The sequence below is a fragment of the Thalassospira sp. TSL5-1 genome, assembly GCF_001907695.1.
Lineage (GTDB): Bacteria > Pseudomonadota > Alphaproteobacteria > Rhodospirillales > Thalassospiraceae > Thalassospira.
In genome coordinates this window covers 1,936,879-1,961,376 of sequence record NZ_KV880637.1, presented here as the reverse complement: position 1 = coordinate 1,961,376, position 24,498 = coordinate 1,936,879, and the positions used below count along the sequence as shown (strand labels likewise).

The following is a 24,498-nucleotide window of genomic DNA, read 5'->3' as shown; positions in this document are numbered from 1 at the left end:
CGTGAAGTTTACAATCCGTCAATCGCCGATCGGCAAAGGTCCGTTCGCTGGCAGGAGTGTGATCAGTGACGAACGGATACGCCGCAATTTTTCTTTGCTGCGCGCCGGGTTGCGCCGGGCGACCGCTGTTGCCAGCACATCTATCGTCGCCATAAAGACATGGCGGGTCGCGGTTGGCTTATAGATGTCGGGGCTTTCAGGCAGGTTCAGGCCGATGACGATGTCGCTTTCGGCGGCAAGCAGGCTTTCGGGTTTGGTCAGGGAAATGACCTTGGCACCATATTGCCGGGCAATGGCGGCACTATGTATCAGCTCTGCCGGGCGGCCACTGGTGGATATGGCAACAATAACATCGTTTTCGCCCAGGGTGGAGGCCAGCATACGCTGCAAATAACCATCATTTTGCGATTGGGCCGGAATGCCCAAGCGGAAAAAACGGTTGGCCGCATCAAACGCGACCGTACTGGACCCGCCGCCAACCCCAAAAAACGCAATCTGACGGGCATTTGCCAGAATATCGGCGGCTTGATCGATTTTGGCATCGGAGAGCTGGTCTCGCAGTAGACGAAGACTGTCAATAATCGTGCCGATCACATGACTGCTGAGAACATCCGGGTCGGTAATATGGTCTTCAATCGGTTCGGGGGTCAGATATTGCATGCTGACAGCAAGGTTTTGCGCCAGCCTCATTTTAAAATCGCGAAACCCTTCGCATCCCAGGCTGCGACAAAACCGGATCACGGTGGGTTCGCTGACCCCGATATCGTTTGCCAGCTCGGATAATGCGATGGATGTAACCTCTTGCAGATGTTCGACAACATAATCGGCAACCTTCTGTTCGCGCGCGGGAAGGGTTCCCGGCGGGCGGTGAAGCTGGCTGATAATATCGGTCGCACTTTGCATCTGAAGGGTCCTGTTTCCAAGGTAACAGGGTGCCGGTAAGGGCACCCTGTTGATTGCTATCATTATTCCGGTTTGTAGGCGATAGCTTCAATTTCGATTTTGGCATCAACCATCAGCTTTGCCTGCACGGTTGAACGGGCCGGGCGTTCGCCGGGGAAAAACTCGGCATAAACGCGGTTAAAGGTCCAGAAATCGCGGGTATCGTCCAGCCATACCGTCATTTTGAAAACATCATCAAGCGTGCAACCTGCCAGGGCTAAGGCTGCCTTGACATTTTCCATCGTGCGTTTGGTCTGGCTTTCAATGCCGCCATATTCAATTTCGCCATTTTCCTTCATTGCGACCTGGCCGGAAATATAAACAAAATCACCGGCACGCACCGCAGGCGAAAACGGCAGTTTCTGGCCACCAGCACCACTACGTTCGTTCCCGAAATGTTTGATCGACATGGAAATCTCCTTGATTTGATTAAATGTTTCTCACGCAAAAAGTAGCTTAACTACTTTATGTGCCGCTTATCTTGGACAATTTTGCGTATTTTTCGTAAAAACGCCACAAAAATATGTAGACAAGCTACAAAAATCTGATCAATGTGTAGAAAAAATACAAACACTCAATCAGTGGAGAGAATAAATGGGTTTGCAGCGCGTCGAGGCATCGGCCCGCACACTCAGTAACGGTTTGAACTGGCTTGTCGAACGGGTCATTGCCGTTTTGATGCTGGCACTGGTGCTGGATGTCTGGCTGGGTGTGGTGGATCGTTATCTTGTTCACTGGCAATTAAACTGGCCCGAAGAACTGGCCCGTTATCTTATGATCTGGGCGGCATTGCTGGCTGTTTCGGCGGGCATTGCAAGGCGCGAACATATCGGCATTGGCCTTGTTGTTCTTAATTTCCCCATGCGTTTGCAGCGAACTGTTCTTTTTTCCGTCGATGTCATTGCGCTTGCTGCCTTTGTTTATCTGGCCTTTTACGGGTTTGATTTTGCGCTGGGCGGCATGAAACGCCATGCGATGATTTTTGGCATGACCCTGGCGCTGCCTTATGCCGCCGTGCCGGTTTCGGCCCTGTTGGCAGCCATTCAGCTTCTGCTGGTCGCATTGCGTGACCAGGGGCGTTACGTCCCGGTCGATTTGACGGAGGGCGCGGAATGATCGTCGCCATTATCTTTGTTGTTCTGATGGTTCTGGGGATGCCGATTGGTTTTGCCCTGGGCGTTGCCGGTGTTGTCGGCCTTTACGATATGGGCGGCGGCATGTTTTTGGTGCAGGGGCCCAGCAAGGTTTTTAACGGGCTTAATGTTTTTCCGTTTCTTGCCATGCCGTTTTTCATTCTGGCAGGCGAAATTATGAACCATATCGGCATTACCAGCCGTTTGGTGAAATTTGCCCAGTCGCTGGTGGGGCATTTTCGCGGCGGGCTTGCGCATACCAATATGCTGGCAAGCGTGTTTTTTGCCGGGTTGACCGGGGCCGCGACCGCCGATGCTGCTGCCTTTGGCAAAACGCTGGTTCCGGCAATGGTGGAACGTGGTTATCGCCGTGATTATGCCTGTGCGGTAACAGCGGCGGGGTCCATCATCGGGCCGACCATTCCGCCCTCGGGGCTGATGGTGGTGTATGGGTCGCTGATGGGGGTTTCCATTGGGGGTCTGTTTGCGGCTGGTATTTTGCCAGGCCTTATGATTTGCCTGATCTGCATGACGGTGATTGCCGTTTCCGCGCGCCGCAAAAACCTGCCCAAGGAAGAACGCCGCGCCAGCCTGCTTGAAATCTGGAAAATTTTTAAGTCCTCGATTTCGGCCCTGATTATGCCTCTGATTATTCTGGGGGGTATCCTGGGGGGTATTGTCACCCCGACCGAGGCAGCATCTGTTGCCGTGGCCTATGCCCTGTTTATTGGCGTGTTCGTTTACCGGGCGCTGACGGTAAAAGACTTCATCAATATGCTGATCCGTACCGCACGGGTCACGGGTGTCATTTTCATCATCATCGCCTTTGCCTCAATTCTGGGCTGGTGGCTGAGTTTCAATCGCATTCCACAGGAAATTGCCAGTGCGGTTCTGGGGGTATCAAGCAACCCTTACTGGGTGATCCTGATGATCATTGGCCTGTTGATGGCGATTGGCATGGTCATGGATATTAACGCCATTCTGATCATTCTGGCCCCGGTTTTGGTGCCGCTGACCCTGCAAATCGGGATGGATCCGATTCATGCAGGCATCATTTTTGTGCTGGCACTGAACATCTCGCTTATGACGCCACCTGTCGGGGCCTGTCTGTTTGTGCTGGCATCCGTGACGGGTGAAAAACTTGAAAAAATTGCTGTGCAGCTTTGGCCGTTTCTGATTGCTGAAATCGGGGTGCTGTTGCTGTTCGCTTTCTGGTCCGATCTGGCGCTGGTTGTGCCGCACATGCTTGGCTTCCGCTAGGCATCGGTCCTTGCCAGAACGACTTTTTATCCGCCCTTGCCCAGGGCGGATCACCCTGGGGACCGGGTGTTTGGGGCGCAAAATAAACCCAATCAGGAGAGGTATTATGAAAACACTAAAACGTTTCGGGGCTTTGATGGCTGCGACAGCGATGCTGGCCGGTACCGTTGGCACCGCCCATGCCGAAGCAAAGATTCTAAAATTCGCCCATGACAATAAACTGGACCCGTTTGAAAACCCGGCCCAGGCCTGCACGGCAGTTTTCGCCAATATCGTCGAGGCCGATACCAATGGCGCCATCAAGGTTGAAGTTTATCCGTCCAACCAGTTGGGGTCTGCGGCTGAACATGTGCAAATGGTGCGTGATGGTCTGATCCAGGCAACTTTGACGTCAACCGGGGCCATTGCATCCTATTATCCGCGTATCGATGTTTTGAACCTGCCATTCGCCTTTGACAGCAATGCCGCCACCTATAACGTGTATGATGGGCCGTTTGGCGTTGCCCTGGCAAAGGATATTGAGGCAACCCTGGGTGATGTCGAGGTTCTTGGTTTCCCCGATACCGGCGGGTTCTTTGCTGTAACCAACTCGCAACACGCAATTAAAAATCTGGCAGATTTCAAAGGCGTGCGTATTCGTACTATGTCTTTGCCATCTCATCAGAAAATCATGCAGGCATTGGGTGCCGAAGCCTACCCGATGGCGTGGGGCGAAGTTTATGCCGGTTTGCAAACCGGCGTGATTGACGGGCAGATGAACCCGGTCCCGACTGTGACCTTTGCCAAATTCAACGAAGTTCAGAAATATCTGACCCTGACCAATCATTTGTTCTCGCCTTACACCTTTATGCTGTCAAAAACCTTTTGGGATGGGCTGACACCGGATCAGCAGCGCATCGTTCGTTATGCCGCACAGTCCTGTGTTGTTGCCAGCCGGGGTGTGTCCCGCGTGATCGAGGCATCTGATCGTGGTCTGAAAGGCCTGATGGGCAAAATGGAAATTGATGCCCTGACGCCGGAAGAACGCGAACAGTTCAAGGAAGCGACCCAGCCGGTCATGGAAAAACACGTTCAGGAAACCCTGGGCGAAAAAGGTGTTGAACTGCTGGATCTGTTTAAAACCGAAGTCAACAAAGCCAACGCAAAACAGTATCTGACGGAATAAGTTTTCCGTCAGGCAGGGAGGGGGCTGTCTCCCGGCTTCCTCCCGCCACCCCTTATTCTGTTCATCGTTTTTCACATTTTTATTGAACAACTTACCCAATATAAAGATCAAGAAGGACACGGGTATGCGGATTTTTTGCGCCTCCATCGCAACCGAAACCAATACATTTTCGCCGCTTCGCACCGATATGGCCGATTTCCGCGAAAGTTTTTATGCCGCCCCCGGCGAACATCCTGAAACACCAACCCTATGCAGTGCCGTTTTCACCATTGCCCGCGCCCGCGCGAAGGCTGAGGGCTGGGAACTGGTTGAGGGAACGGCCACCTGGGCCGAACCGGGCGGGCTTGTAAACCGCGAAACCTATGAAACCCTGCGTGACGAAGTGCTGGCGCAATTACGTGCCGCCATGCCGGTCGATGGTGTGGTGCTGGGGTTGCACGGGGCAATGGTGGCGCAGGATTATCTTGATTGCGAAGGTGATTTGCTGCAATCGGTGCGTGATATTGTTGGCCCGGAGGTGGTGATTGGGGCCAGTTTTGACCCGCACAGTCATTTAAGTGCCAAGCGGTTTGACGCGGTTGATATTCTGGTCGCGTTCAAGGAATTCCCCCATACCGATTTTGTCACGGCAGGGGCGAGTACCGTTGATCTGGTGTTGCGCACCCTGCGCGGCGAGATTGCGCCGGTAAAGGCGGCCTTTGATTGCAAAATGATCGAGGTCCTGCCGACATCGCGTGAACCGATGCGATCCTTTGTTGACCGCATCAATGCGATGGAAGGCCGAAATGGCATTTTGTCGATTTCGGTTATTCACGGCTTCATGGCGGGTGACGTGCCGGACCTGGGTGCGAAGGTGGTTGTCATTACCGATAATGACAAGGGATTGGCAATGCGCCTGTCGCATGATTTGGGTATGGAACTTTTTGGTTTTCGCGGCACCACGCGGCCCGATTTCATTACCCCCGAACAGGCACTTGAAAAACTGTCTTGTTCATCGAGTTTTCCCGTCGTGATCGCCGATGTCTGGGATAATCCGGGCGGCGGGGTTCCCGGTGATTCCACCCTGTTGCTGCGCAAGGTAATGGAAGCCGGGCTAACGGATTATGCCTTTGGCACAATCTGGGACCCGATGGCGGTGCGGATCTGCTTTTCAGCCGGCGAAGGCGGGCAGCTTCCCTTGCGCTTTGGTGGCAAAACATCCTCGACCGGGGGCGCTCCGGTCGATGCGATGGTGACGGTTAAAAAACTGCGCCGTAATTCCTGGCAAAGCTTTGGCGACAGCATCGTGCCGCTGGGCGATTGTGCGCTGATTGAACTGCCTGATGGTGGCGAAGTCATTTTAAACAGCAACCGGGCACAAAGTTTCGATCCGGATCTTTTTGCCAATATGGGCGTTGATCCCAAAGCGAAAAAATATCTGTTTATCAAATCCACCAATCACTTTTACGATGCGTTTGCCAAAATCGCTGGCGAGATCATTTACGTCAATGTTCACGGACCTTATCCGTCTGATCCGAAAACCAACGGTTATAAACATCTGACCCGTGACATTTGGCCTATTGTCGATGATCCGTTTACTGCCGCATCATGATGAATCGAGCATAGAATGACCGAATTTGCCGAGCTTGAAACGCCCTGTGCCATCGTTGACCTGGATTGTGTCGAGCGTAATTTGCGCAATTATCAGGAATATTGCGACGAACACGGTATTGCGCTCCGCCCGCACATCAAGACCCACAAAATTCCTGATTTTGCCCTGCAGCAAATTGCCGTTGGGGCCAAGGGCATTACCTGCCAGAAAATCGGCGAGGCCGAGGTGATGGCCGATGCCGGTATTGATGATATTCTGATCACCTATAACATTCTGGGCGATCGTAAACTTGCCCGTCTGCGTGCGCTTGCCGACAGGATCGGTTTGCTGCGGGTTGTTGCCGATAATGATGTTGTTCTTCGGGGATTATCCGGCGCATTTGCCAGTGCGGAAAAACCGCTGGAGGTTTTGGTTGAATGTGATACCGGGGCAGGGCGCTGCGGGGTACAAACACCTGAGGATGCCGCCAAGCTTGCGGTTCTGATCAATGATTTGCCCGGCCTGAAATTTATGGGGTTGATGACTTATCCGCCCAATGGTGGTACCGCACGGGTCGAAGAATTTTTCCGGGCGGCAATGGCCGCGTGTGAAAAGGTAGGGCTGGAATGCCCGGTGCGCAGTTCGGGGGGAACGCCCGATATGTGGCAGGCGCATTTGGCCCCGGTGGTGACGGAATATCGCATTGGCACCTATATTTATAACGACAAATCGCTGATGGCGCGGGGCGTTTGCCAGGAAGAAGATTGTGCCTTGCATGTCTTGACGCAAGTCGTTTCCCTGCCGGCACCGGGACGCGCCATTATCGATGCGGGGTCAAAGGTCCTGACATCGGATTTGCTGGGGCTTGAGGGTTACGGCTATGTCGTTGGCCATCCCGATGTTTCCGTTAAGGGATTAAGCGAAGAACACGGCATTCTCAGTTTTGATCCGGCAACACAGCCCTTTGAAATTGGCCAGCGTATCCGCATCATTCCCAACCATGTCTGTGTGGTCAGCAATATGTTCGATTATGTGCAGCTTTGCCGGAATGATATTTTTGAAAATCCGGCCTTTGTTGCCGCCCGTGGCAAGGTTTTGTAACAGGCTTCATCTGTTTATCTGTTAATATGATAAAGGCGGCACCCGCGTATTTGGGGGTGCCGCCTTTGTTGTTTTGGGTCAGTCGTTATTGGGCAAATAGCCGATAAAGCCGGTAATGCGCCATTTGCCGTCCGCCCCTTTTTGGCAGTAATAATGCGTTTTCCATAACAGGCGGTCTTCGCTGCCATCCGCCTTTTTGATGTTGCCGTTAAAATGCTTGCGCGCCAGCGCACGGTCGCCATTGATTTCAATATGTTCCAGTTTGGTGGCGGCAAAAACCGCATCAAATAACCGTTCGGCATAGTCGGTGTTTTGGCTGGCGCGCGCCTGCGACAACCACGTATCGCGATAGGCCGACAGGTCGGGGAATGCCAGTGTCCAGTCATCCGGGTTGGCTGATGTGTGGGCGTCAATGCCGTAAAATCCATTGGCGGCAAAATCATTTTCCACCAATGACCAGTCCGCCAGGACAAAGGCCGTAATATCGCGCGGGACAAGCATGTCCCAAATGGCGTTGCGGTCGGCGTCCTTGGTCGGGAAGGGGCAAGTTTGATTGACGGTCATATTGAGTCCCTGTTTTTGGCAGTGGCACATTTTATGGTTGCACACTGTGTCACTTTTCGCGGGTGGATAACAGGAATACTGGCAAAAAATACGCAATTACACGTAGGTGAAATAAAAAAACTTTAAGCTTAAACAAACTGTGTGTTGCAACGGCGATCAAATTGGGGATCAATAGAAAGACGACAAAGAACAACCATAATAAACCATTCATAGTCAGGCTTCAGGGAGACATTTGAAATGTCACTAAAAGGCAAAAAGGCCGTATTGCTGGGGGCAGCCGCCGCGATGATGGGTAGCTGTATCGCAACATTCGGTGCGCAGGCGGCTGAACCGGTTAAAATCGGTTTGATTACAACCCTGTCTACTGGTGCGGGATATCTGGGAGATGACACGCGCAAGGGGTTTGAACTCGCGATATCTGAACAGGGCGGCAAGCTTGGGGGGGCCGATATTAACCTGATTGTCGAGGATGACGGTTTAAAACCCGAAACGGCACGTCAGATTGCCACCCGCATGATCGAGAGCGAACATGTTGATCTGATGACAGGTATTGTTTTCTCGAATGTGGCGATGGCCGTTGTGCCGAAAGTTGTGCGGGATGGCATCATTTATGTTTCCACCAATGCAGGTCCCAGTTTGCTGGCCGGTGCGAAATGTGACGCAAACTATTTTAACGCGGCCTATCAGAACGACAATATCCACGAAGCAATGGGCCAGTATGTTCAGGACCAGGGCTATAAAAAGGTCTATTTGCTGGCTCCGAACTATCCGGCGGGCAAAGACGCGATGTCTGGTTTCAAGCGGTTCTACAAGGGCGATATCGTGGACGAGGTCTATACCAAACTGGGCCAGACCGACTATGCCGCTGAAATTGCATCTTTGCGTGCGGCAAAGCCGGATGCGGTGTTTTTCTTTTATCCCGGTGGCATGGGTATCAACTTTATCAAGCAATATGCCCAGGCGGGTTTGAAAGACGAAATTCCGCTGTTTGGCCCGGCATTTTCAGCTGATGAACATATGGTCGATGCTGTAGGCGAGGCCGCAGAGGGGATGAAGAATTCATCGCTCTGGTCGCCTGATATGGATAATGAGGCGTCGAAAAAATTTGTCGCCAGCTATGTCGCCAAATATGGTGCCAAACCCAGCCAGTATTCGATGCAGGCCTATGATGCCGCTAATCTGATTGGTAGTGCCATTGCGGCCGTTGGCGGGGATATGTCGAAAAAGGATGAATTCCGCACGGCCTTGAAAAAGGCCGATTTTACCTCGGTTCGGGGTAATTTCAAATTTGGCAATAATAATCATCCGATCCAGGACTTTTATATCCGTGAGGTTGTTGCGGACCCGGATGGTGGCTTTACCAACAAACTGGTTGGCAAAGTGTTTTCCGATCATGTCGATGCCTACGCATCCGAGTGCAAAATGTAATTTTGCCTGGCGTAACCGGTGAATGGCTGGCTTTTGCCAGCCGTTCCACCACTTCTGCACCGGAAAACAGTTATGCTTTTATTCCTGGAGCAGCTTTTAAACGGGCTGCAATTTGGCGTAACCCTGCTTTTGATGGCATCGGGGCTGACCCTTATTTTTGGGATCATGAACCTGATCAATCTCGCGCATGGGTCGTTATTTATGGTGGGCGCCTATGTCGGGGCAACCGCCATTGCGCATGGGTCGGGCTTTTTTCTGGGTTTGCTGGCTGGTATTGCCGCTGCCGCCATAACCGGGATGGCAATGGAATTTGTCATTATGCGTCGCCTTTATCGCCGGGATCATCTGGACCAGGTATTGGCGACATTCGGTCTGATATTGTTTTTTAATGAAATGGTCAGCATTATTTGGGGTCGGCAGCCCGTTGCCATGAACACCCCTGATTTTCTGTCTGGCACGGTGGAGCTGATCCCCGGCGCACCTTATCCCGCCTTTCGCCTTGCTGTGATTGTGACGGGTATTGTTGTGACCGGGCTTTTGTATTTTCTGGTGATGAAAACCCGCATTGGCATGTGGATCCGTGCCGGGGCATCGAACCGGGAAATGATTGGTGCACTTGGGGTGAATATTTCACTGCTTTATACGGTGTTGTTTGGTTTTGGCGCGGCCCTTGCCGGTTTGGCTGGCGTCATGGCGGCACCTTTTAGTGCCGTTCAGTCCGGTATGGGCGAAAATATCCTTATTCTGACATTTGTGGTCATTGTGATTGGCGGTATTGGCTCCATTCGCGGTGCGGTTGCCGGGGCATTGTTGATTGGCCTGACCGATACACTGGGCCGGGTTTACATCCCCGATTTGATGCGCCTGTGGTTGCCGCCATCCGTTGCGGACGGGGCAGGGGCGTCGCTTGCATCGATGATGATTTATATTTTGATGGCCGTTGTTCTGGCCTTCCGACCACGGGGGTTGTTCCAGACACATGGTTAAGAATTTTTCACGTAAAAGCTGGGTAACATTGGCGATTTTCGGGCTGCTGGCGCTGGTGCCACCCATTGCCCATGCCTTTGATAATTCCTTTTTGATCACGATGTTCAATCGCGCGCTGATTTATGCTGTGGCGGCTGTCGGGCTGGATTTGATCATTGGCTTTGGTGGCATGGTCAGTTTTGGGCATGCGGCATTTTTTGGCATTGGCGCCTATACAGCGGGTATTTTGGGCACCCACGCCTTTGATGGCAGCGATTTTATTTTTGGCTGGACAGGCAGTAATGCAGCCCTGGTGGTCTGGCCGCTTGCCATGCTGGTGGCGGCCTTTTTTGGGGCAATTATCGGGCTGATCAGCCTGCGCACATCGGGTGTTTATTTCATTATGATCACCCTGGCCTTTGCGCAATTGTTTTATTTTTTCTTCGTCTCGCTGTCGCAATATGGTGGGGAGGACGGGCTGTCGTTATGGGATCGCAATACCCTTCCCGGTTTGGACCTTTATGACCGCAATACGTTCTATTATCTGTGTTTTACCATTTTGCTGGCAGTGTGGTTTTTCCTGTCCCGGCTGGTGGCGTCGCGTTTTGGGCGCGTCATTGTTGGCTGCAAGCAAAATGAACGGCGGATGCGGGCGCTTGGCTATGACCCGCTGCTTTATAAGCTGGTGGCTTTTTGCATTTCTGCCGCCATTGGCGGCCTTGCGGGCGCGCTGATTGCCAATCATTCCGAATTTGTCAGCCCTGGTCTTTTGCACTGGTCACGGTCCGGCGAATTGATGGTGATTGTGATCCTGGGCGGGATGGGAACTCTTGTCGGGCCGGTTTACGGGGCGCTGGCCCTGTTTCTGTTGGAAGAAAGCCTGGTATCCTTTACCGAACACTGGCAGGTGATTTTGGGGCCGATCCTGATTTTGGTTGTGGTGTTTTTCCGGGGCGGGATTGCCGGTTTCCTGACCGGCAATGGCAAGGCATCCATAAAATCCGGGGATGATCATGGTTGAACAACGCACCATCGGCCCGGTATTCGAGGCCAAAAACCTGTTTAAAAGCTATGGCGGTTTGCGGGCGACCGATAACCTCTCGCTGCAATTGGAAACGGGTAAAATTCATGCCCTGATCGGCCCGAATGGGGCAGGGAAAACCACGGCCCTGTCGCAATTGTCGGGCGAATTGCACCCCGATGAAGGTCAGGTTTGGTTTTGCGGGCAGGACATTACCCGTTATTCCATGCCCAAGCGGGCGCGAATGGGGGTCGCGCGGTCGTTTCAGATCACCGCGATTTTTGATGATTTTACCGTTGCTGAAAATGTCGCCGTTGCCGTGCAATCGCGTGCCGGGCATCATTTTTCATTTTGGCGGGCCGTTGGCCGGGATAAAGGCATCAATCACCGTGCCACTGAATTATTAACCCTGGTTGGTTTGGCCGGGTTTGCGAACCGGCGTGCTGCCGATTTGGCCCACGGGCAAAAACGCCAGCTTGAAATTGCAATGGCCCTGGCACTTGAACCCAAGGTCTTGCTGCTAGACGAACCAATGGCGGGCATGGGCCCCACCGAAAGTACCCAATTGGCCGAATTGCTGGAACGGCTTAAACAGGATTTTGCCATTCTGCTGGTTGAGCATGACATGAATATCGTTTTTCGCCTGGCTGATGTGATTTCGGTTTTGGTGAATGGTGCGGTGATTGCATCGGGCACTGTCGATGAAATCCGTGACAATGCAGATGTGCAAAAGGCTTATCTGGCGGAGGGATACTGATGCTGGAGTTGCAAAATGTCGAAACCAGTTATGGCAGCAGCCAGGTTTTGTTTGGTGTAAATTTACAAATTAACGCAGGTGAAATTGTCAGCCTTCTGGGCCGGAACGGCATGGGAAAAACCACCACGGTTCGTTCCATCATGGGGTTAACTCCGCCACGTTCTGGCACCATCCTTTTTAACGGCAGCGACATTTCGCGTCATAAATCCTTTCGTATTGCCCGCGCCGGGATCGGTCTGGTGCCCGAAGGACGGCAGATTTTCCCCAATCTGTCGGTTCGCGAAAATCTGGTGGCAACGGCACGCGGCCAGGGCTGGGACCTGGCGCAGATTTACGACTTGTTTCCGCGTCTGGCCGAACGTCAGAACAATATGGGCAATCAGCTTTCGGGCGGTGAACAGCAAATGCTGGCGATTGGTCGGGCGCTGTTGACCAATCCTGACTTGTTGATTTTCGATGAAGCAAGCGAGGGGCTGGCTCCGGTTATTCGGACCGATATTTGGGCCTGCATTCGCAAATTGCGTGACATGCGCCAGACGGTATTGATCATTGATGGCAATCTGGATGCGTTGATGGCGGTGTGCGACAGGCATTATGTTCTGGAAAAAGGACGCATTGTCTGGAATGGTTCTTCGGAAGAATTTGCAAATACGCCGGAAATAAAGAAAAATCATTTGGGTATTTGACATATTTGACGATAGGCACAGCAAAACAGGAAAAATACATATGGGGTGGGGTGGTTTTACAGCAGCAGAGGTCGAATGGCAGTATAACCCGCGCGAAACCGTGCCGGATTTTGCTGATCATTTTTCCCGCTTTGTTGCACAATCGGAAAAAACCCGTGCAGACTTGCATCATCTTGCCGATGTGCGGTTTGGCCCCGGCCCCAAAGAGACGATGGATGTTTTCCCGGCGGCTGACCCAAAATCTCCGATCCATGTGTTTTTTCATGGGGGTTACTGGCGCAGCCAGGACAAGCGCGACTATGCCTTTATTGCGCGTGACATGGTGGCAGACGGTTTTACAGTTGTTTTGGCCAATTATGATTTGTGCCCCGATGTTACCGTGGCCGAGATTACGCAACAGGCGATCCGGTGCATTGCCTATATTTACGACCATATCGATGATTTTAATGGCGATCGTGATCGGTTAAGCATTTCCGGCCATTCCGCTGGCGGGCAGATTGTCGCCCGGCTGGCCGCCCATGACTGGCATGGAGAAATTGGCGATGCGAGCCCGTTTAACGCCGTTATTCCGGTGTCAGGCGTGTTTGATCTGGCTCCGTTACGCTTTACCAGTATCAATAATGATATTCATCTGACCGAAGAAAGTGCTGCTGATAACTCGCCAATGCTTGATGCGGTGCCGGTGGGGCCGAATATGATGCTGGTGGTGGGCGCACTGGAAACACCTGAATTTTTGCGACAAAGTCAGGCCTATGCTGCCTATTGCAGCAAAAGTGGATCGAATGTTCCGGTTCGTCAGGCATGGGGGGCGAACCATTTTACCGTCCTGGAGGAGCTTTATACCCTCAGCGGTGCGCTTTATGGAAATCTAAAGCGTATTATAAGCTAAATCGCGTAAAACCAGCATGATACAGGCGTTGTGCCCAGGTAAAACAGTGGTTTGTTACGGTGACGATGCCCGGTCAACATGATAGGGTTATTGTGCGTTACCAATTGAATAATCACAAATTTTACAGGTAGGCCCCATGCGTTTTGTCACCGCCGAAGATATTGATCGTTCTGTTCCCCCGCGCGACATGGTTGAGGCCCTGCGCACCTGGTTTGCAAAGGGCTGCGAGACACCCTTGCGCAGTCATTTTAACATGGAACGTTCCAGCGAGGATGATGCCACCCTGCTTGTGATGCCGTCCTGGGAAAAAGACGGTGCAGCGGGCGTAAAGGTGGCTGCCGTCGTGCCGGGCAATGCGCAGCGTAATCTTCCGGCGGTATCTGGCATTTACATTTTGCTTGATGGTGTCACGGGGCAACCCAAAGCCGTGCTGGATGGTACACGTTTAACAACCCGCCGCACCGCTGCCGCATCGGCGCTGGCGGCCGATTATCTGGCCCGTTCGGATGCCAGCCATTTGGTGATGGTGGGTACGGGTGCGATGGCCCCCAACCTGATTGCGGCTCATGCAGCAGTCCGCCCGATCAAAAAAGTCACGATCTGGAATCGCCGCCCGGAAAAGGCGGTGACTTTGGCGCGTGAAGTTGAACTTTTGGGGTTTAAGGCCAGCGGGACGGATGATTTGGAGGCCGCCTGTGGTACGGCGGATATTATTTCCTGCGCCACGCTGAGCACGGAACCGCTGGTACGTGGGGCCTGGCTGCCTGCCGGGGTGCATGTTGATCTGGTTGGGGCGTTCAAGCCCACCATGCGCGAAACCGATGATGCGGTTATGCAGAAATGCCGCATCTATGTGGACAGCTTCGATGGTGCCTCGGCCGAAGGCGGGGATGTTGTGCAGGCAATTGCATCCGGGGCGATCAGCAAGGATGACATTAACGGGGATTTGTTTGATCTAACGTGCGGGAAAGTCAAAGGGCGCCAGTCGGATGATGAATGCACTGTTTTCAAATCCGTTGGTCACGCGCTGGAAGATTTTGCTGCTGCCGTAAGTGTTGTCGAGGCTCTGGATAAATGATCAGCTCCACTCTTTTCGGCCCGGATATGCTGATCAGCTATCGTGGCGATGTTCTGCCTGAATGGATCGATTTCAACGGTCATGTGAATGTCGGGTATTATATCGTGGCGTTTAATCTGGGCTCATTGGCATTTTTGGATGCTGTAGGGCTGGGCAGGACATATCCCGCCCGGCGCGGGGGATCGACCTTTGCGCTTGAAATGCACGCGACCTATGATCGGGAAATCCATCTGGGTGACAGGTTTGAACTTCATACCCGTGTGCTTGATTGCGATGCCAAACGCATTCACATGTATCATGAAATGCGCCATGCGGAGGAAGGCTGGCTTTCGGCCACCAACGAAATCATTACCATGCACATCAACATGGAAACCCGGCGTTCGGCCCCGTTCCCCGATGATATTTTTCAAACTTTGGATGGCATTCGCAAGGCGCAGGAACATTTGCCTGTGCCATCGGGGGTGGGGCGCAGGATAGGCATCCGGCGTAATTAGAATGCGCCATAGGCCGACGGTTGATGTTCCTTTGCCGGAACGTAAAGATTACAGGCCTCGCGGTTGTCATCAATATAGACTTGGCGTTCAAACACCATGCCCAAGCTTTCCAGCAGGCGAATGGAACGTTCATTTTCCGGTAACGTAAAACCGACAACTCGTTTTAAGCCAAGGTCTCTATAGGCATGACCTAATGTTGCCTGGGCGGCTTCGCGGGCAAAGCCCTTGCCCTGCCATTCGCGTAAAAAGGCAAAACCAATGTCTGGATCGGGCAGGTTTTCACGTTTTACAAGGCCACACAGGCCAATCGTTTCGCCGGTTTTGGCAAGGTCCACCATATAAAGGCCAAATCCGGTGCGTTCATAGGCGCTAATCAGCCGTTCATTAATATAAACCGCTGCTGCAGCCTGATCGCCAATGTTGCGATCCCCAACATATTCAAGCCAGTCTGGCTGATTAAGCAGTTCCAGAACAAAAGCTGCGTCATCATGTGTTGCTGCTCTTAGGACCAGCCGGGATGTTTTGATGGGCAGCATTGCAAGGCCATCCTTCTAGCGTAAAAAACATATAATAATTACCCGTTAAGCTGGTAATATATTATCAATTTGTCAAAATGTATTTGACCCACAGCAACGGAGAAAAACATGACAATTCGCGCGATAAAGCTGAGTTTTGAAGGTGCTATGGGTGCATCGCTTTCCGCGCGACTGGATTTGCCGGCTGGGCCTGTTCTGGCTTATGCCCTGTTTGCGCATTGTTTTACCTGCACCAAGGACCTGACGGCGACCCGCAAAATTTCCCAGGCGCTCAATGTGCAAGGTGTCGCTGTTTTACGGTTTGATTTTACCGGGCTTGGTGGTTCGGGGGGCGATTTTGGATCAACCAGTTTTACATCTAACCTGGAAGATTTACGCCGGGCTGCACAATATCTGCGTGACGAGTTTGAAGCCCCGAAATTGCTGATCGGTCATTCGCTGGGGGGGGCGGCGATGCTTGCAGTTGCCAAAGATATCCCCGAGGCGCAGGCTGTTGCCACCATTGCAGCCCCGGCAGATGTGGCGCATGTAACGGAAAATTTTGCCGCCAAGCTCGATGAAATCCGCAAGGCAGGGCAGGCGGAAGTTTCGCTGAGTGGGCGGCCCTTTACCATCAAAAAACAGTTCCTTGATGATCTTGCCGGGCATGACATCGAAAAGTCCGTTTCCCAGCTTCACAAGGCGTTGCTGGTGCTGCATGGTCCGCTGGATCAAACCGTCGGAATTGACAATGCAACGCGTATTTTTACCGCCGCCAAACATCCCAAAAGCTTTATTTCGCTTGATAAAGCGGACCATCTTTTACGTGCGTCCGAGGATGCGGCCTATGTCGCCGGTGTGATTGCCGCCTGGGCGAGACCTTATATCGTCAAAACGGATGCGGCAAAATCGTTGGTGGCTGCCGCCGGGGAAGGGCCTGATGGTGTTAAGGCGCGTGAAACCGGGCTGGGAAAATTTCAGACCATGCTGGTTTCGGGGCGTCATCGTTTCATTGCTGATGAACCAGAGGCCGTTGGCGGGTTGGATAGCGGGCCATCCCCCTATGATTTTTTGGCATCTGCCCTGGGGGCCTGTACATCCATGACGATCCGTATGTATGCTGATCGCAAGAAAATCCTGCTGGATGGCATTTCCGTGCAGGTATCACACCAGAAAATACATGCTGATGATTGCATTGATTGTAGCGAAAGTGCACGGGAACACGGTGCCAAAATTGACCGTTTTGAACGCATCATTACCCTGCATGGGGATTTTGATGATGACGTCCGCCAGCGTCTGATCGAAATCGCCAATAAATGCCCTGTTCACCAAACGCTGGAAGGACATTCCGTGATTGTTACGCGCGACGCACGCGATCAGCAGGAAGGCTAGGCACGTCTGTTCGTTCTTGATGCCGCAGGCTATGTGATCGCGTTATAAAAAAGCCAGACAGAGGGGCTCCTCTGCCTGGCAATAAATGACGTCATGTTAGTCTTTGGCGGCGGTAACGATGAATTCCACCTTGTAATCCGGCGTTGCCAGCTTGGCTTCGCCACAGGCGCGTGCCGGCGTATGACCCTGCGGAACCCAAGCATCCCAAACGGCATTCATTTCAGCGAAATCATTCATATCGGCCAGCCAGATAATGGTTTGAAGGATTTTTTCCTTGCTTGAACCACATTCGGCCAGCAGGGCATCAACCTGTTCCAGGCATTTTTTGGTCTGCTCGGTGACGGATGCGCCCGCTTCACCAACCTGGCCTGCCAGGTAAACCGTGTTGCCATGTACAACAGCCTGACTCATGCGATGGCCGGTATGAAAACGTTCAATGCTCATAAGATACTCCGTTTATAAGATGATAAGATTATAAGATTTAAGGTGTGGTTCAGGAACGCGGCAGTGTTCCGCACCAGTCAGCCACAAACAGGGCGAGAACTTCGGTCACTTGCATGAGCGAAGAAATCGACACCCGTTCATCAATGCCATGAATGCGTTCTGCCTTTGGTCCGTAACATGTGGCCGGGATATTGCCATAGATCTGGAAAAAACGGGCATCCGTTGTTGCCGTTGATGCGTAGTTTTTTATCGCATCCCCCGTTACTTCCTGATGCAAGCGGCCAATGGTTTGCATCATGGGATGGGTTTCATCCATGACGCATCCTTCGGCCTGAAAACCGCGATAGGTGATGTCAAAGGTGGCACCCTTGCAAGACGGATGATTCTGACGGGCCGATTGCGCAACGTCCTCGATGATCTTGCGGATTTTTGCCATATCCATACCGGGATAAAAGCCAATGCGAATATCGGCCTCGCATACTGGCGGCACGGTCGAGGCCCATTCCCCGCCTGATATTTTACCCAGGTTGAAATTTACCGGGTGATCATGGGCGGCATAAGCCGCGTGGCGATGGTCCGGCTGATTCCAAAGGTCTTCAACTTCCTTTAGCGTTTCAAAAAAGCCATAGGCAGCCTCGATGGCATTGCTGCCTGCCGACGTATCCAGCACATGGGCCGGGCTGCCGGTAACGGTTAGCTGAAACCACATAACCCCCAATTGCGCAGTCATCAGGGTTTGGTTAAATGGTTCGGGGATGATGGCGCAATCAGCACGGTATCCGGCGTGAAGGCAGGCCAGGGCGCCGTTACCGGTGCATTCTTCCTCGACCACGGATTGGAAGATCACCGGGGCGGCAGGCAGAAGGTTTGCATCACACAGGGCCTCGAAGGCATGGCAACTGGCAATAAGCCCCGCCTTCATATCGCCGGCACCCCTGCCATAGAGCCAATCGCCGATGACATGCGGGGTAAAAGGTGGTTGCTGCCAAAGTTCTGCCGGGCCGGTTGGCACTACATCAATATGGCCGTTCAGAATCAGGCTTTTGCCGGTTTGTTTTTGCGGCTGATACAGGCCAATAATATTTTCCCGGCCATCATAGTTTTCAATAACGGGCGGTGAAAAACCGGGCTTGTCGCGCAGTTTTTCAGTATCAATGGCGACTTTCTCAACAACCAGCCCCATCGACTGATATTTTTCCGCCATCCATTCCTGTGCGCCGTATTCGGTGCCCAAAAGGCTTGGATGGGCGACCAGATCGGCAAGGTCGCTCAAAATCTGATCGCGCCGGGCATGGACGGCTTTACGCAGGGCTGTTCGTGTGGCTGCTGCTGTTGTTGCCTTGCCGGTCATGATGCGGGTTCGGTTGTTTGTGCGGCAAGCCCCGGACGGGCAGGGGACAGGGCATCCTGTGTGATGCCCAGTTGCTTCATGCGTTCAGGAATGTCTTCACCGCAAATCATGCAGGCAGCAAATTCCCCCATTGCCGGGGCCGTTTGAATGCCGTAGCCCCCTTGCCCTGCCAGCCAGTAAAAGCCCTTTTTGTTGGTATCAAAACCCGATACCGGGTCGCCATCGGCAAAGAAACTGCGTAATCCAGCCCAGCTTTCACCGGGGCGGCCGACATTAAGATTGGTCATGGTCATAAGCCGGTCAATGGTAATCGCCACATCGAGTTCTTCGGGCTGGATGTCTTGCGGGGTGGTTGGTGTGGCATCTGCGGGGGAGACCAGCAATCGCCCGGCATCGGGTTTGAAATAAAGTCCTTCTTCGATGGTGGCCGTCATGGGCCATTTTTCGGCATTGATGCCAGCCGGAAGGTCCACCATCACTGCCGTGCGGCGTTTGGGGGTAATGCCAAGCGGGGCGACATTTGCCGCGCAGGCAACTTCATCAACCCAGGCACCGGCGGCATTGACAACAACCGGGGCTGTAAACTGATCGTTGCGGTGTGTGGTGACAACCCAGTTATCGCCGGTTTTTTCCATTTTGGCGACATGGGCGCGGGTGACAATTGTGCCATTCATCTTTTTGAACTGGCGAATAAAGCCCCAATGCAGGGCATGAACATCAATATCCATTGCGGCGGGTTCCAGTGCGCCGCCAATAAACTGCCGGGTATCAATAATCGGGATCAACTCACCGATTTGATCCGGTGTCAGGGCCTGAACATCCGCACCATTGGCACGACCTTCGGTTAGAAGTTCGTCCAGTTGCGTTTCTTCGCCGGGCATTGCCATAATCAGCATGCCACGCGGGGTCAGAATGGGGTGGTCGGTGAAACCTTCGGGCGGGGTCAGGAAAAAGGACCGGCTGGCGGTTGACATTTTGCGAATGATCTTCGGGCCATAGGTTTCGCTGTAGAGTGCGGCTGAACGCCCGGTGCAGTGATAGCCCGGTTGGTCCTCGCGTTCCAGCACGATGACTTTTTTGCCTTTTTGCGCCAGAAAATAGGCGGCAGACATCCCGGCAATACCGCCCCCGATGATAATGATGTCGGCTGAAGTCATGATCGTGCCTCCGCAAAACTTCCAAGGAACTGAACAAGGTTGTCACCCAGAGACGGGCTGACATATCCACCTTCCTGAACTATCACGGTGGGCAGGCCGATCAAGCTGATTTTACGGGCGATTTTGCCAAAACCGTCGGTCGAGACATTTAGTCCGCCAAAAGGGTCATCGCCTGAGGCATCAAGGCCGCAGGCCAGGATCAGGGCACCGGGGGCATATTTCTCAATAAGCATTATTGCGTCATCAAGGGCGTTCAAAAACACATCATCGCCACTGCCAAGTGGCAAGGGAAAGTTGCGATTATAGCCCAGACCCCGGCCTGTTCCGCGTTCATGGGAATGGCCCCAGTAGAACGGATAAAAACCGGCCGGATCGGCATGGATGGACAGGGTGAACACATCGTCGCGGTCATAAAAGATGTGCTGCGTGCCATTGCCATGATGCAGGTCGATATCCAGGATCGCGACACGGTCAAACCGTTCGCGTAATTGCATGGCAGCAATGGCCGAATTATTCAGATAACAAAAACCGCCGGCAATCTCGCGGCTGGCATGGTGGCCCGGCGGGCGGCACAGGGCATAGGCCATGTTCGCTTTGTGATCGCGTACATCCTGCGCGGCAGCGACGGCACAATTGGCACTTGCCCGTGCGGATTGCCATGTCTTGGCCGATATGGGGCAGGATGTATCACACAGGTGAAATCCCGCTTTGCCTGCCGCCGTAGCGGGATAGGTACCGGTGCGATCAAACGGGTGAATGTGCGGCACCACGATATCGGCCCCGCCGCTGGCACGCCATTCGTCATGAATTGTTTCTAAAAACAGCAAATATTCCGGCGAATGGACCTTTGCCAGCGGTGCAAGGCCAAAATCGTTGGGGTGTTGGGGCGTAATTGACAGCTTTTTTAGGGCAGAATTGAGGATTTCGGCCCGTTCTGGTACTTCGGGAATGGGTTTGCGTTCACCGCCAACCAGAAAGGTCTGGCCGTGATGCAACATTTGATCGGGTGAAAAATAGGCCTGCATCATTTTGCCGCCCTTTCCTTGGTCGTGTGGTGGTGACGCATCAGGGATGGGATAAAACATTGTGGCTGGCCGGGCTAAAACCCGACTTTGTCATATCCCTTGAGGCCCAGCATGGCGCGGGCTTCGTCCGGTGTGGCGATGTCAAGGTTCAAGCCGGTCAGAATATCGCAAACCTTCTTAACCTGTTCGGCATTGTTACGCGCCAGTTCGCCTTTGCAGATGTAAAGGTTGTCTTCCAGGCCAACACGCACATGACCGCCCATACTGGCCGACATGGCGGCAAAGGGCATTTGGGCCCGACCAACACCTAAAACGGAAAAACGGTACTGGTCGCCAAAAAGCCGGTCTGCGGTGGCCTTCATGTGCATCAGGTTTTCAGGATCGGCACCGATGCCACCCAAAACACCCAGCACAAACTGTAAAAAGACCGGGCCTTTGACCAGCCCGTGATCGATGAAATGGGCCAGGGTATAAAGATGGCCTACATCGTAACATTCAAATTCAAAGCGGGTGCCGTTGGCGTCGCCCAGTTGCGCAAGGATTGTTTCAATATCTGAAAAGGTATTTCTAAATATGAAATCACGGCTGCTTTCGAGGAAGTCCGGTTCCCAGTCATGCTGCCATTCGGTTTTGCGCTTTAATGCCGGAAACAGACCAAAATTCATGCTGCCAAGGTTAAGCGACGCCATTTCCGGCGATGTGGTTTGCGCTGCCTGGATGCGATCCTCAACCGTCATGGTCATGCCACCGCCGGTCGAGATATTGACCACCGCCTCGGTGGCCTCGCGGATTTTAGGCAAAAATTGCCTGAAAAGTCCCGGGTCCGGGGCGGGGAAGCCGGTTTTGGGGTCGCGGGCATGAAGGTGCAAAATAGCGGCCCCTTCCTGTGCGGCCGCAATGGCCTGTTCGGCAATTTCATCGGGTGTGATGGGCAAATATGGGCTCATGGACGGCGTATGAACCGAACCAGTGATGGCACAGGTGATAATGACTTTATGGGCCATATCAAATTGCTCCCGCCTGTTTGAGTTCGCTTTCAAGCTGGGTCAGGGCATCGCGCAACGGATCAAGAATATCGCCAAACTGGTCGGGGGTGATGGTTAGGGGTGGGCAAACCATAATATGATCGCCACGATACCCGCCCCGGGTACGCCGCCAGTAAATGATCAGCCCTTTGTCGTAAGCAATATCGACCAGCCTTGCAGCGGCCATATGCTTGGGGGCAATCGGTTCCATTGTGTCGCGATTGGCAACAAGTTCGAGTGCCAGCAACAGGCCCTTGCCACGGACATCGCCGATGAAGGGGAATGACGCCATCAGTTTGGTCAGTTCGGCTTTCAGGGAGGCCCCTGAAGACGTGGCATTTTCCAGCAGGTTATCCTGTTCAATTACATCAAGCACGGCATTGCCCGCCGCACAGGCAATCGGGTTGCCCGCATAGGTGTAACCATGAATAAATCCGCCATGATCCAGCACGGGGCTGACGATCCGGTCCGGGGCAATCATGGCGCCCAGCGGTGCGTAACCTGCTGCCAGTCCCTTGGAGACGGCGATAATATCGGGCACGATATTCCAGTGTTCGGCGGCAAAATATTTGCCGGTGCGGCCCGCCCCGGTCATGACCTCGTCATAAATCAACAACACGCCATATTGGTCGCATATGTTGCGAATCCGCTGGTAATAGCTGTCAGGTGCAACAAGGGCACCCGTGGCGGCTCCACCGACAGGCTCCATGATAAAGGCCAGCACGGTTTCCGGCCCCTGGCGCAGAATTTCGGCTTCCAGCATGTTTGCATATTTCAGGCCGCGTTCATGATCACTCAGGTCATCGCGGTCCAGATAACATGTTGGTGCCGGGATTTTGGGTTGGTCCACCATCATTGGGGCAAAGGGCGCGTGCATCGGTGTATATCCGGTGATCGCAAGCGCGCCCAGGGTCGAACCATGATAGCTGGGAAAGCGTGAAATGACCTTGCTGCGCTGCGCCTGCCCAATGGCAAGCGTGTATTGGCGCGCCAGTTTCAGGCAGCTTTCAACAGCCTCCGACCCGCCGGAAACAAAAAACACCCGCTCCAGATCGCCCGGCGCATATTGGGCCAGGCGCCAGGCCAAAGTCTCGGCGGCCTCATTTTCAAAATGCAGGCGGTAGGCGAAAGTCGCCTGTTCCATTTGGGCTTGCATGGCAGCAAGAACACGCGGATCACTATGGCCAATATTGCTGACCATCGCGCCGCTGGACGCATCGATGTAACGCTGGCCATTCACATCCCACATATACACGCCTTTGGCGTGGTCAATCAGCGGGCGACGGGAACGGCTTTGATAGAACAGCTTGGAATCCCGGTTATGCCCGGCTTTTGTCGTTTCATGGGTCATTTCGTGGGGCTTTCTAAAACCGGTCAGTCGGTATGACCGGGTAACAACACACAGTTACGTGCAGGAATGTGCATGAAAATCTCGGCACCTTCGCCAAAGGGATGCTGATCAATCGGGTTGATCACTTGCCAGTCCTGGCCCTCGGCAGTGATGAAATAGCGGGCCATTTGCCCCAGATAATCAACGGTTTTGATGCGGCCGGGGATGCTGGTGCTATCGTTTGAGGCCGGGCTTTGATTGGTTGAAACCATAATTTTTTCTGCCCGGATAACGGCACGAATATTTTGCTGGCGGTTAACACGCTGTATTTGATGGGCAGTGGTTCGAAGGATTGTTCCGCCTTCAAGTTCGACAGGTGCTGTCTCACCCGATGGTTCGGACAATTTTCCGGTAAAGATGTTGGAATGCCCCAGAAAATCGGCCACAAAGGCCGATGATGGGTTATTGTAAACGTCTTGCGGTGCGCCTTCCTGTTCGACAATGCCGTCTTTCATAACCACCAGTTTGTCTGACATTGCCAGGGCTTCGGACTGGTCATGGGTGACAAAAACGGTGGCAACGCCCAATTCGCGTTGAATACGTTTCAGCTCGACACGCATTTCTTCGCGCAGGTTCGCATCAAGGGCCGACAGGGGTTCGTCAAGCAGCAATACATCTGGTTCAATCACAATGGCGCGGGCCAGGGCAATACGCTGTTGTTGCCCGCCAGAAAGCTGGTTGGGGTAGCGGTCCGCTACATGTGGCAACTGCACCAGATCCAGGGCGGATTTAACCTTTTGCGCAATATCGGCCTTGTTGACATTGCGATATTTCAGGCCAAAGGCGATATTTTCAAAAATGGTTTTGTGTGGAAACAGGGCGTAATTCTGAAAGACCAGCCCCAGATTGCGTTTATGGATGGGCAGGTCGTTAACCCGCCGGTCCCGGATGATAAGGTCGCCTTCGGTAATGTCCGTCAGGCCTGCAATCATGCGCAGGGTTGTGGTTTTACCACATCCCGATGGCCCCAAAAACGTGACAAAGCTGTTTTCAGGAACGGTCAGATCCATTTTTTTAACGGCAGTGAATTCGCCATATCGTTTTACGACATTGCGCATTTCAACAGCATGCTGGCGTTGGGCCATGTTTTCAAACCTTTGTCATTGGTTTTTAAAACAACCCGGCCCGCAGAGGGGAGACATTGG

25 protein-coding genes are annotated in these 24,498 nt (G+C 53.1%); 14 read left to right on the top strand and 11 right to left on the bottom strand.

What is annotated here, in order from left to right; all coding sequences use genetic code 11:
- Positions 1–18 precede the first annotated feature (18 nt).
- Both LF95_RS09275 and LF95_RS09270 read right to left on the bottom strand, forming a co-directional pair.
- Entirely contained in the window at positions 19–903 is an 885-nt protein-coding gene (locus tag LF95_RS09275) for a MurR/RpiR family transcriptional regulator (RefSeq protein WP_073954669.1), read from the bottom strand.
- A gap of 62 nt (positions 904–965) precedes the next feature.
- A complete protein-coding gene (locus LF95_RS09270) occupies positions 966–1,352 on the bottom strand; it encodes a RidA family protein (RefSeq protein WP_073954668.1) in 387 nt (128 codons plus the stop codon).
- A 184-nt stretch (positions 1,353–1,536) separates the two neighbouring features.
- On the opposite strand from LF95_RS09270, the gene LF95_RS09265 reads away from it, so the two are divergent.
- From LF95_RS09265 to LF95_RS09245, 5 genes are all read left to right on the top strand, one after another.
- A complete protein-coding gene (locus tag LF95_RS09265) occupies positions 1,537–2,058 on the top strand; it encodes a TRAP transporter small permease (protein WP_073954667.1) in 522 nt (173 codons plus the stop codon).
- The gene (locus tag LF95_RS09260; protein WP_073954666.1) at positions 2,055–3,335 is read left to right on the top strand and encodes a TRAP transporter large permease; all 1,281 of its coding nucleotides are present in this window, start codon (positions 2,055–2,057) and stop codon (positions 3,333–3,335) included. Before LF95_RS09265 ends, LF95_RS09260 begins: the two co-directional genes overlap by 4 nt.
- A gap of 106 nt (positions 3,336–3,441) precedes the next feature.
- Positions 3,442–4,500, top strand: a complete 1,059-nt coding sequence (locus LF95_RS09255) for a TRAP transporter substrate-binding protein (protein WP_073954665.1) — start codon at positions 3,442–3,444, stop codon at positions 4,498–4,500.
- A gap of 124 nt (positions 4,501–4,624) precedes the next feature.
- Complete coding sequence (locus LF95_RS09250; protein ID WP_073954664.1) at positions 4,625–6,091, top strand: M81 family metallopeptidase; 1,467 nt, start codon at positions 4,625–4,627, stop codon at positions 6,089–6,091.
- A 15-nt stretch (positions 6,092–6,106) separates the two neighbouring features.
- The gene (locus tag LF95_RS09245) at positions 6,107–7,171 is read left to right on the top strand and encodes a D-TA family PLP-dependent enzyme (protein ID WP_073954663.1); all 1,065 of its coding nucleotides are present in this window, start codon (positions 6,107–6,109) and stop codon (positions 7,169–7,171) included.
- 78 nt (positions 7,172–7,249) lie between these two features.
- On the opposite strand, the gene LF95_RS09240 is transcribed toward LF95_RS09245, so the two are convergent.
- The gene (locus LF95_RS09240) at positions 7,250–7,735 is read right to left on the bottom strand and encodes a hypothetical protein (RefSeq protein WP_073954662.1); all 486 of its coding nucleotides are present in this window, start codon (positions 7,733–7,735) and stop codon (positions 7,250–7,252) included.
- 237 nt (positions 7,736–7,972) lie between these two features.
- Between LF95_RS09240 and LF95_RS09235 the strand changes: the two genes are divergently transcribed.
- From LF95_RS09235 to LF95_RS09200, 8 genes are all read left to right on the top strand, one after another.
- Complete coding sequence (locus tag LF95_RS09235; RefSeq protein ID WP_073954661.1) at positions 7,973–9,163, top strand: ABC transporter substrate-binding protein; 1,191 nt, start codon at positions 7,973–7,975, stop codon at positions 9,161–9,163.
- 72 nt (positions 9,164–9,235) lie between these two features.
- The gene (locus LF95_RS09230) at positions 9,236–10,150 is read left to right on the top strand and encodes a branched-chain amino acid ABC transporter permease (protein WP_073954660.1); all 915 of its coding nucleotides are present in this window, start codon (positions 9,236–9,238) and stop codon (positions 10,148–10,150) included.
- Positions 10,143–11,150 (top strand): branched-chain amino acid ABC transporter permease, encoded by a 1,008-nt coding sequence (locus LF95_RS09225; protein ID WP_073954659.1) that lies wholly within the window; start codon positions 10,143–10,145, stop codon positions 11,148–11,150. The genes LF95_RS09230 and LF95_RS09225 overlap by 8 nt, the downstream gene beginning before the upstream one ends.
- Complete coding sequence (locus tag LF95_RS09220) at positions 11,143–11,907, top strand: ABC transporter ATP-binding protein (protein WP_073954658.1); 765 nt, start codon at positions 11,143–11,145, stop codon at positions 11,905–11,907. The genes LF95_RS09225 and LF95_RS09220 overlap by 8 nt, the downstream gene beginning before the upstream one ends.
- Positions 11,907–12,593 carry an ABC transporter ATP-binding protein gene (locus LF95_RS09215; protein ID WP_073954657.1) on the top strand — a complete coding sequence of 229 codons (687 nt, stop codon included), beginning with the start codon at positions 11,907–11,909 and terminating at the stop codon, positions 12,591–12,593. The genes LF95_RS09220 and LF95_RS09215 overlap by 1 nt, the downstream gene beginning before the upstream one ends.
- Before the next feature lie 40 nt (positions 12,594–12,633).
- The gene (locus tag LF95_RS09210) at positions 12,634–13,482 is read left to right on the top strand and encodes an alpha/beta hydrolase (protein WP_073954656.1); all 849 of its coding nucleotides are present in this window, start codon (positions 12,634–12,636) and stop codon (positions 13,480–13,482) included.
- Positions 13,483–13,618: 136 nt separating this feature from the next.
- Complete coding sequence (locus LF95_RS09205) at positions 13,619–14,560, top strand: bifunctional Delta(1)-pyrroline-2-carboxylate/Delta(1)-piperideine-2-carboxylate reductase (protein ID WP_073954655.1); 942 nt, start codon at positions 13,619–13,621, stop codon at positions 14,558–14,560.
- On the top strand, positions 14,557–15,054 hold the full coding sequence (locus LF95_RS09200; protein WP_073954654.1) for a thioesterase family protein: 498 nt from the start codon (positions 14,557–14,559) through the stop codon (positions 15,052–15,054). The genes LF95_RS09205 and LF95_RS09200 overlap by 4 nt, the downstream gene beginning before the upstream one ends.
- On the opposite strand, the gene LF95_RS09195 is transcribed toward LF95_RS09200, so the two are convergent.
- A complete protein-coding gene (locus LF95_RS09195) occupies positions 15,051–15,590 on the bottom strand; it encodes a GNAT family N-acetyltransferase (RefSeq protein ID WP_073954653.1) in 540 nt (179 codons plus the stop codon). The genes LF95_RS09200 and LF95_RS09195 overlap by 4 nt on opposite strands.
- Before the next feature lie 108 nt (positions 15,591–15,698).
- On the opposite strand from LF95_RS09195, the gene LF95_RS09190 reads away from it, so the two are divergent.
- Positions 15,699–16,961, top strand: coding sequence for a bifunctional alpha/beta hydrolase/OsmC family protein (locus LF95_RS09190; RefSeq protein WP_073954652.1), 1,263 nt, complete (start codon positions 15,699–15,701; stop codon positions 16,959–16,961).
- A gap of 96 nt (positions 16,962–17,057) precedes the next feature.
- On the opposite strand, the gene LF95_RS09185 is transcribed toward LF95_RS09190, so the two are convergent.
- The 7 genes from LF95_RS09185 to LF95_RS09155 form a co-directional block, all read right to left on the bottom strand.
- Positions 17,058–17,405 carry a RidA family protein gene (locus LF95_RS09185; protein ID WP_073954651.1) on the bottom strand — a complete coding sequence of 116 codons (348 nt, stop codon included), beginning with the start codon at positions 17,403–17,405 and terminating at the stop codon, positions 17,058–17,060.
- A gap of 49 nt (positions 17,406–17,454) precedes the next feature.
- Positions 17,455–18,756, bottom strand: coding sequence for a M20 family metallopeptidase (locus tag LF95_RS09180; RefSeq protein WP_073954650.1), 1,302 nt, complete (start codon positions 18,754–18,756; stop codon positions 17,455–17,457).
- Complete coding sequence (locus LF95_RS09175) at positions 18,753–19,913, bottom strand: NAD(P)/FAD-dependent oxidoreductase (protein WP_073954649.1); 1,161 nt, start codon at positions 19,911–19,913, stop codon at positions 18,753–18,755. The genes LF95_RS09180 and LF95_RS09175 overlap by 4 nt, the downstream gene beginning before the upstream one ends.
- A complete protein-coding gene (locus LF95_RS09170; RefSeq protein ID WP_215905660.1) occupies positions 19,910–20,941 on the bottom strand; it encodes a histone deacetylase family protein in 1,032 nt (343 codons plus the stop codon). The genes LF95_RS09175 and LF95_RS09170 overlap by 4 nt, the downstream gene beginning before the upstream one ends.
- 71 nt (positions 20,942–21,012) lie before the next feature.
- Positions 21,013–21,942 carry a 3,5-dioxohexanoate:acetyl-CoA acetone transferase gene (locus LF95_RS09165; RefSeq protein WP_073954648.1) on the bottom strand — a complete coding sequence of 310 codons (930 nt, stop codon included), beginning with the start codon at positions 21,940–21,942 and terminating at the stop codon, positions 21,013–21,015.
- Between the two features lies 1 nt (position 21,943).
- Positions 21,944–23,314 carry an aminotransferase family protein gene (locus LF95_RS09160; protein ID WP_073954647.1) on the bottom strand — a complete coding sequence of 457 codons (1,371 nt, stop codon included), beginning with the start codon at positions 23,312–23,314 and terminating at the stop codon, positions 21,944–21,946.
- A gap of 23 nt (positions 23,315–23,337) precedes the next feature.
- Entirely contained in the window at positions 23,338–24,438 is a 1,101-nt protein-coding gene (locus LF95_RS09155; RefSeq protein WP_073954646.1) for an ABC transporter ATP-binding protein, read from the bottom strand.
- Positions 24,439–24,498: the final 60 nt, after the last annotated feature.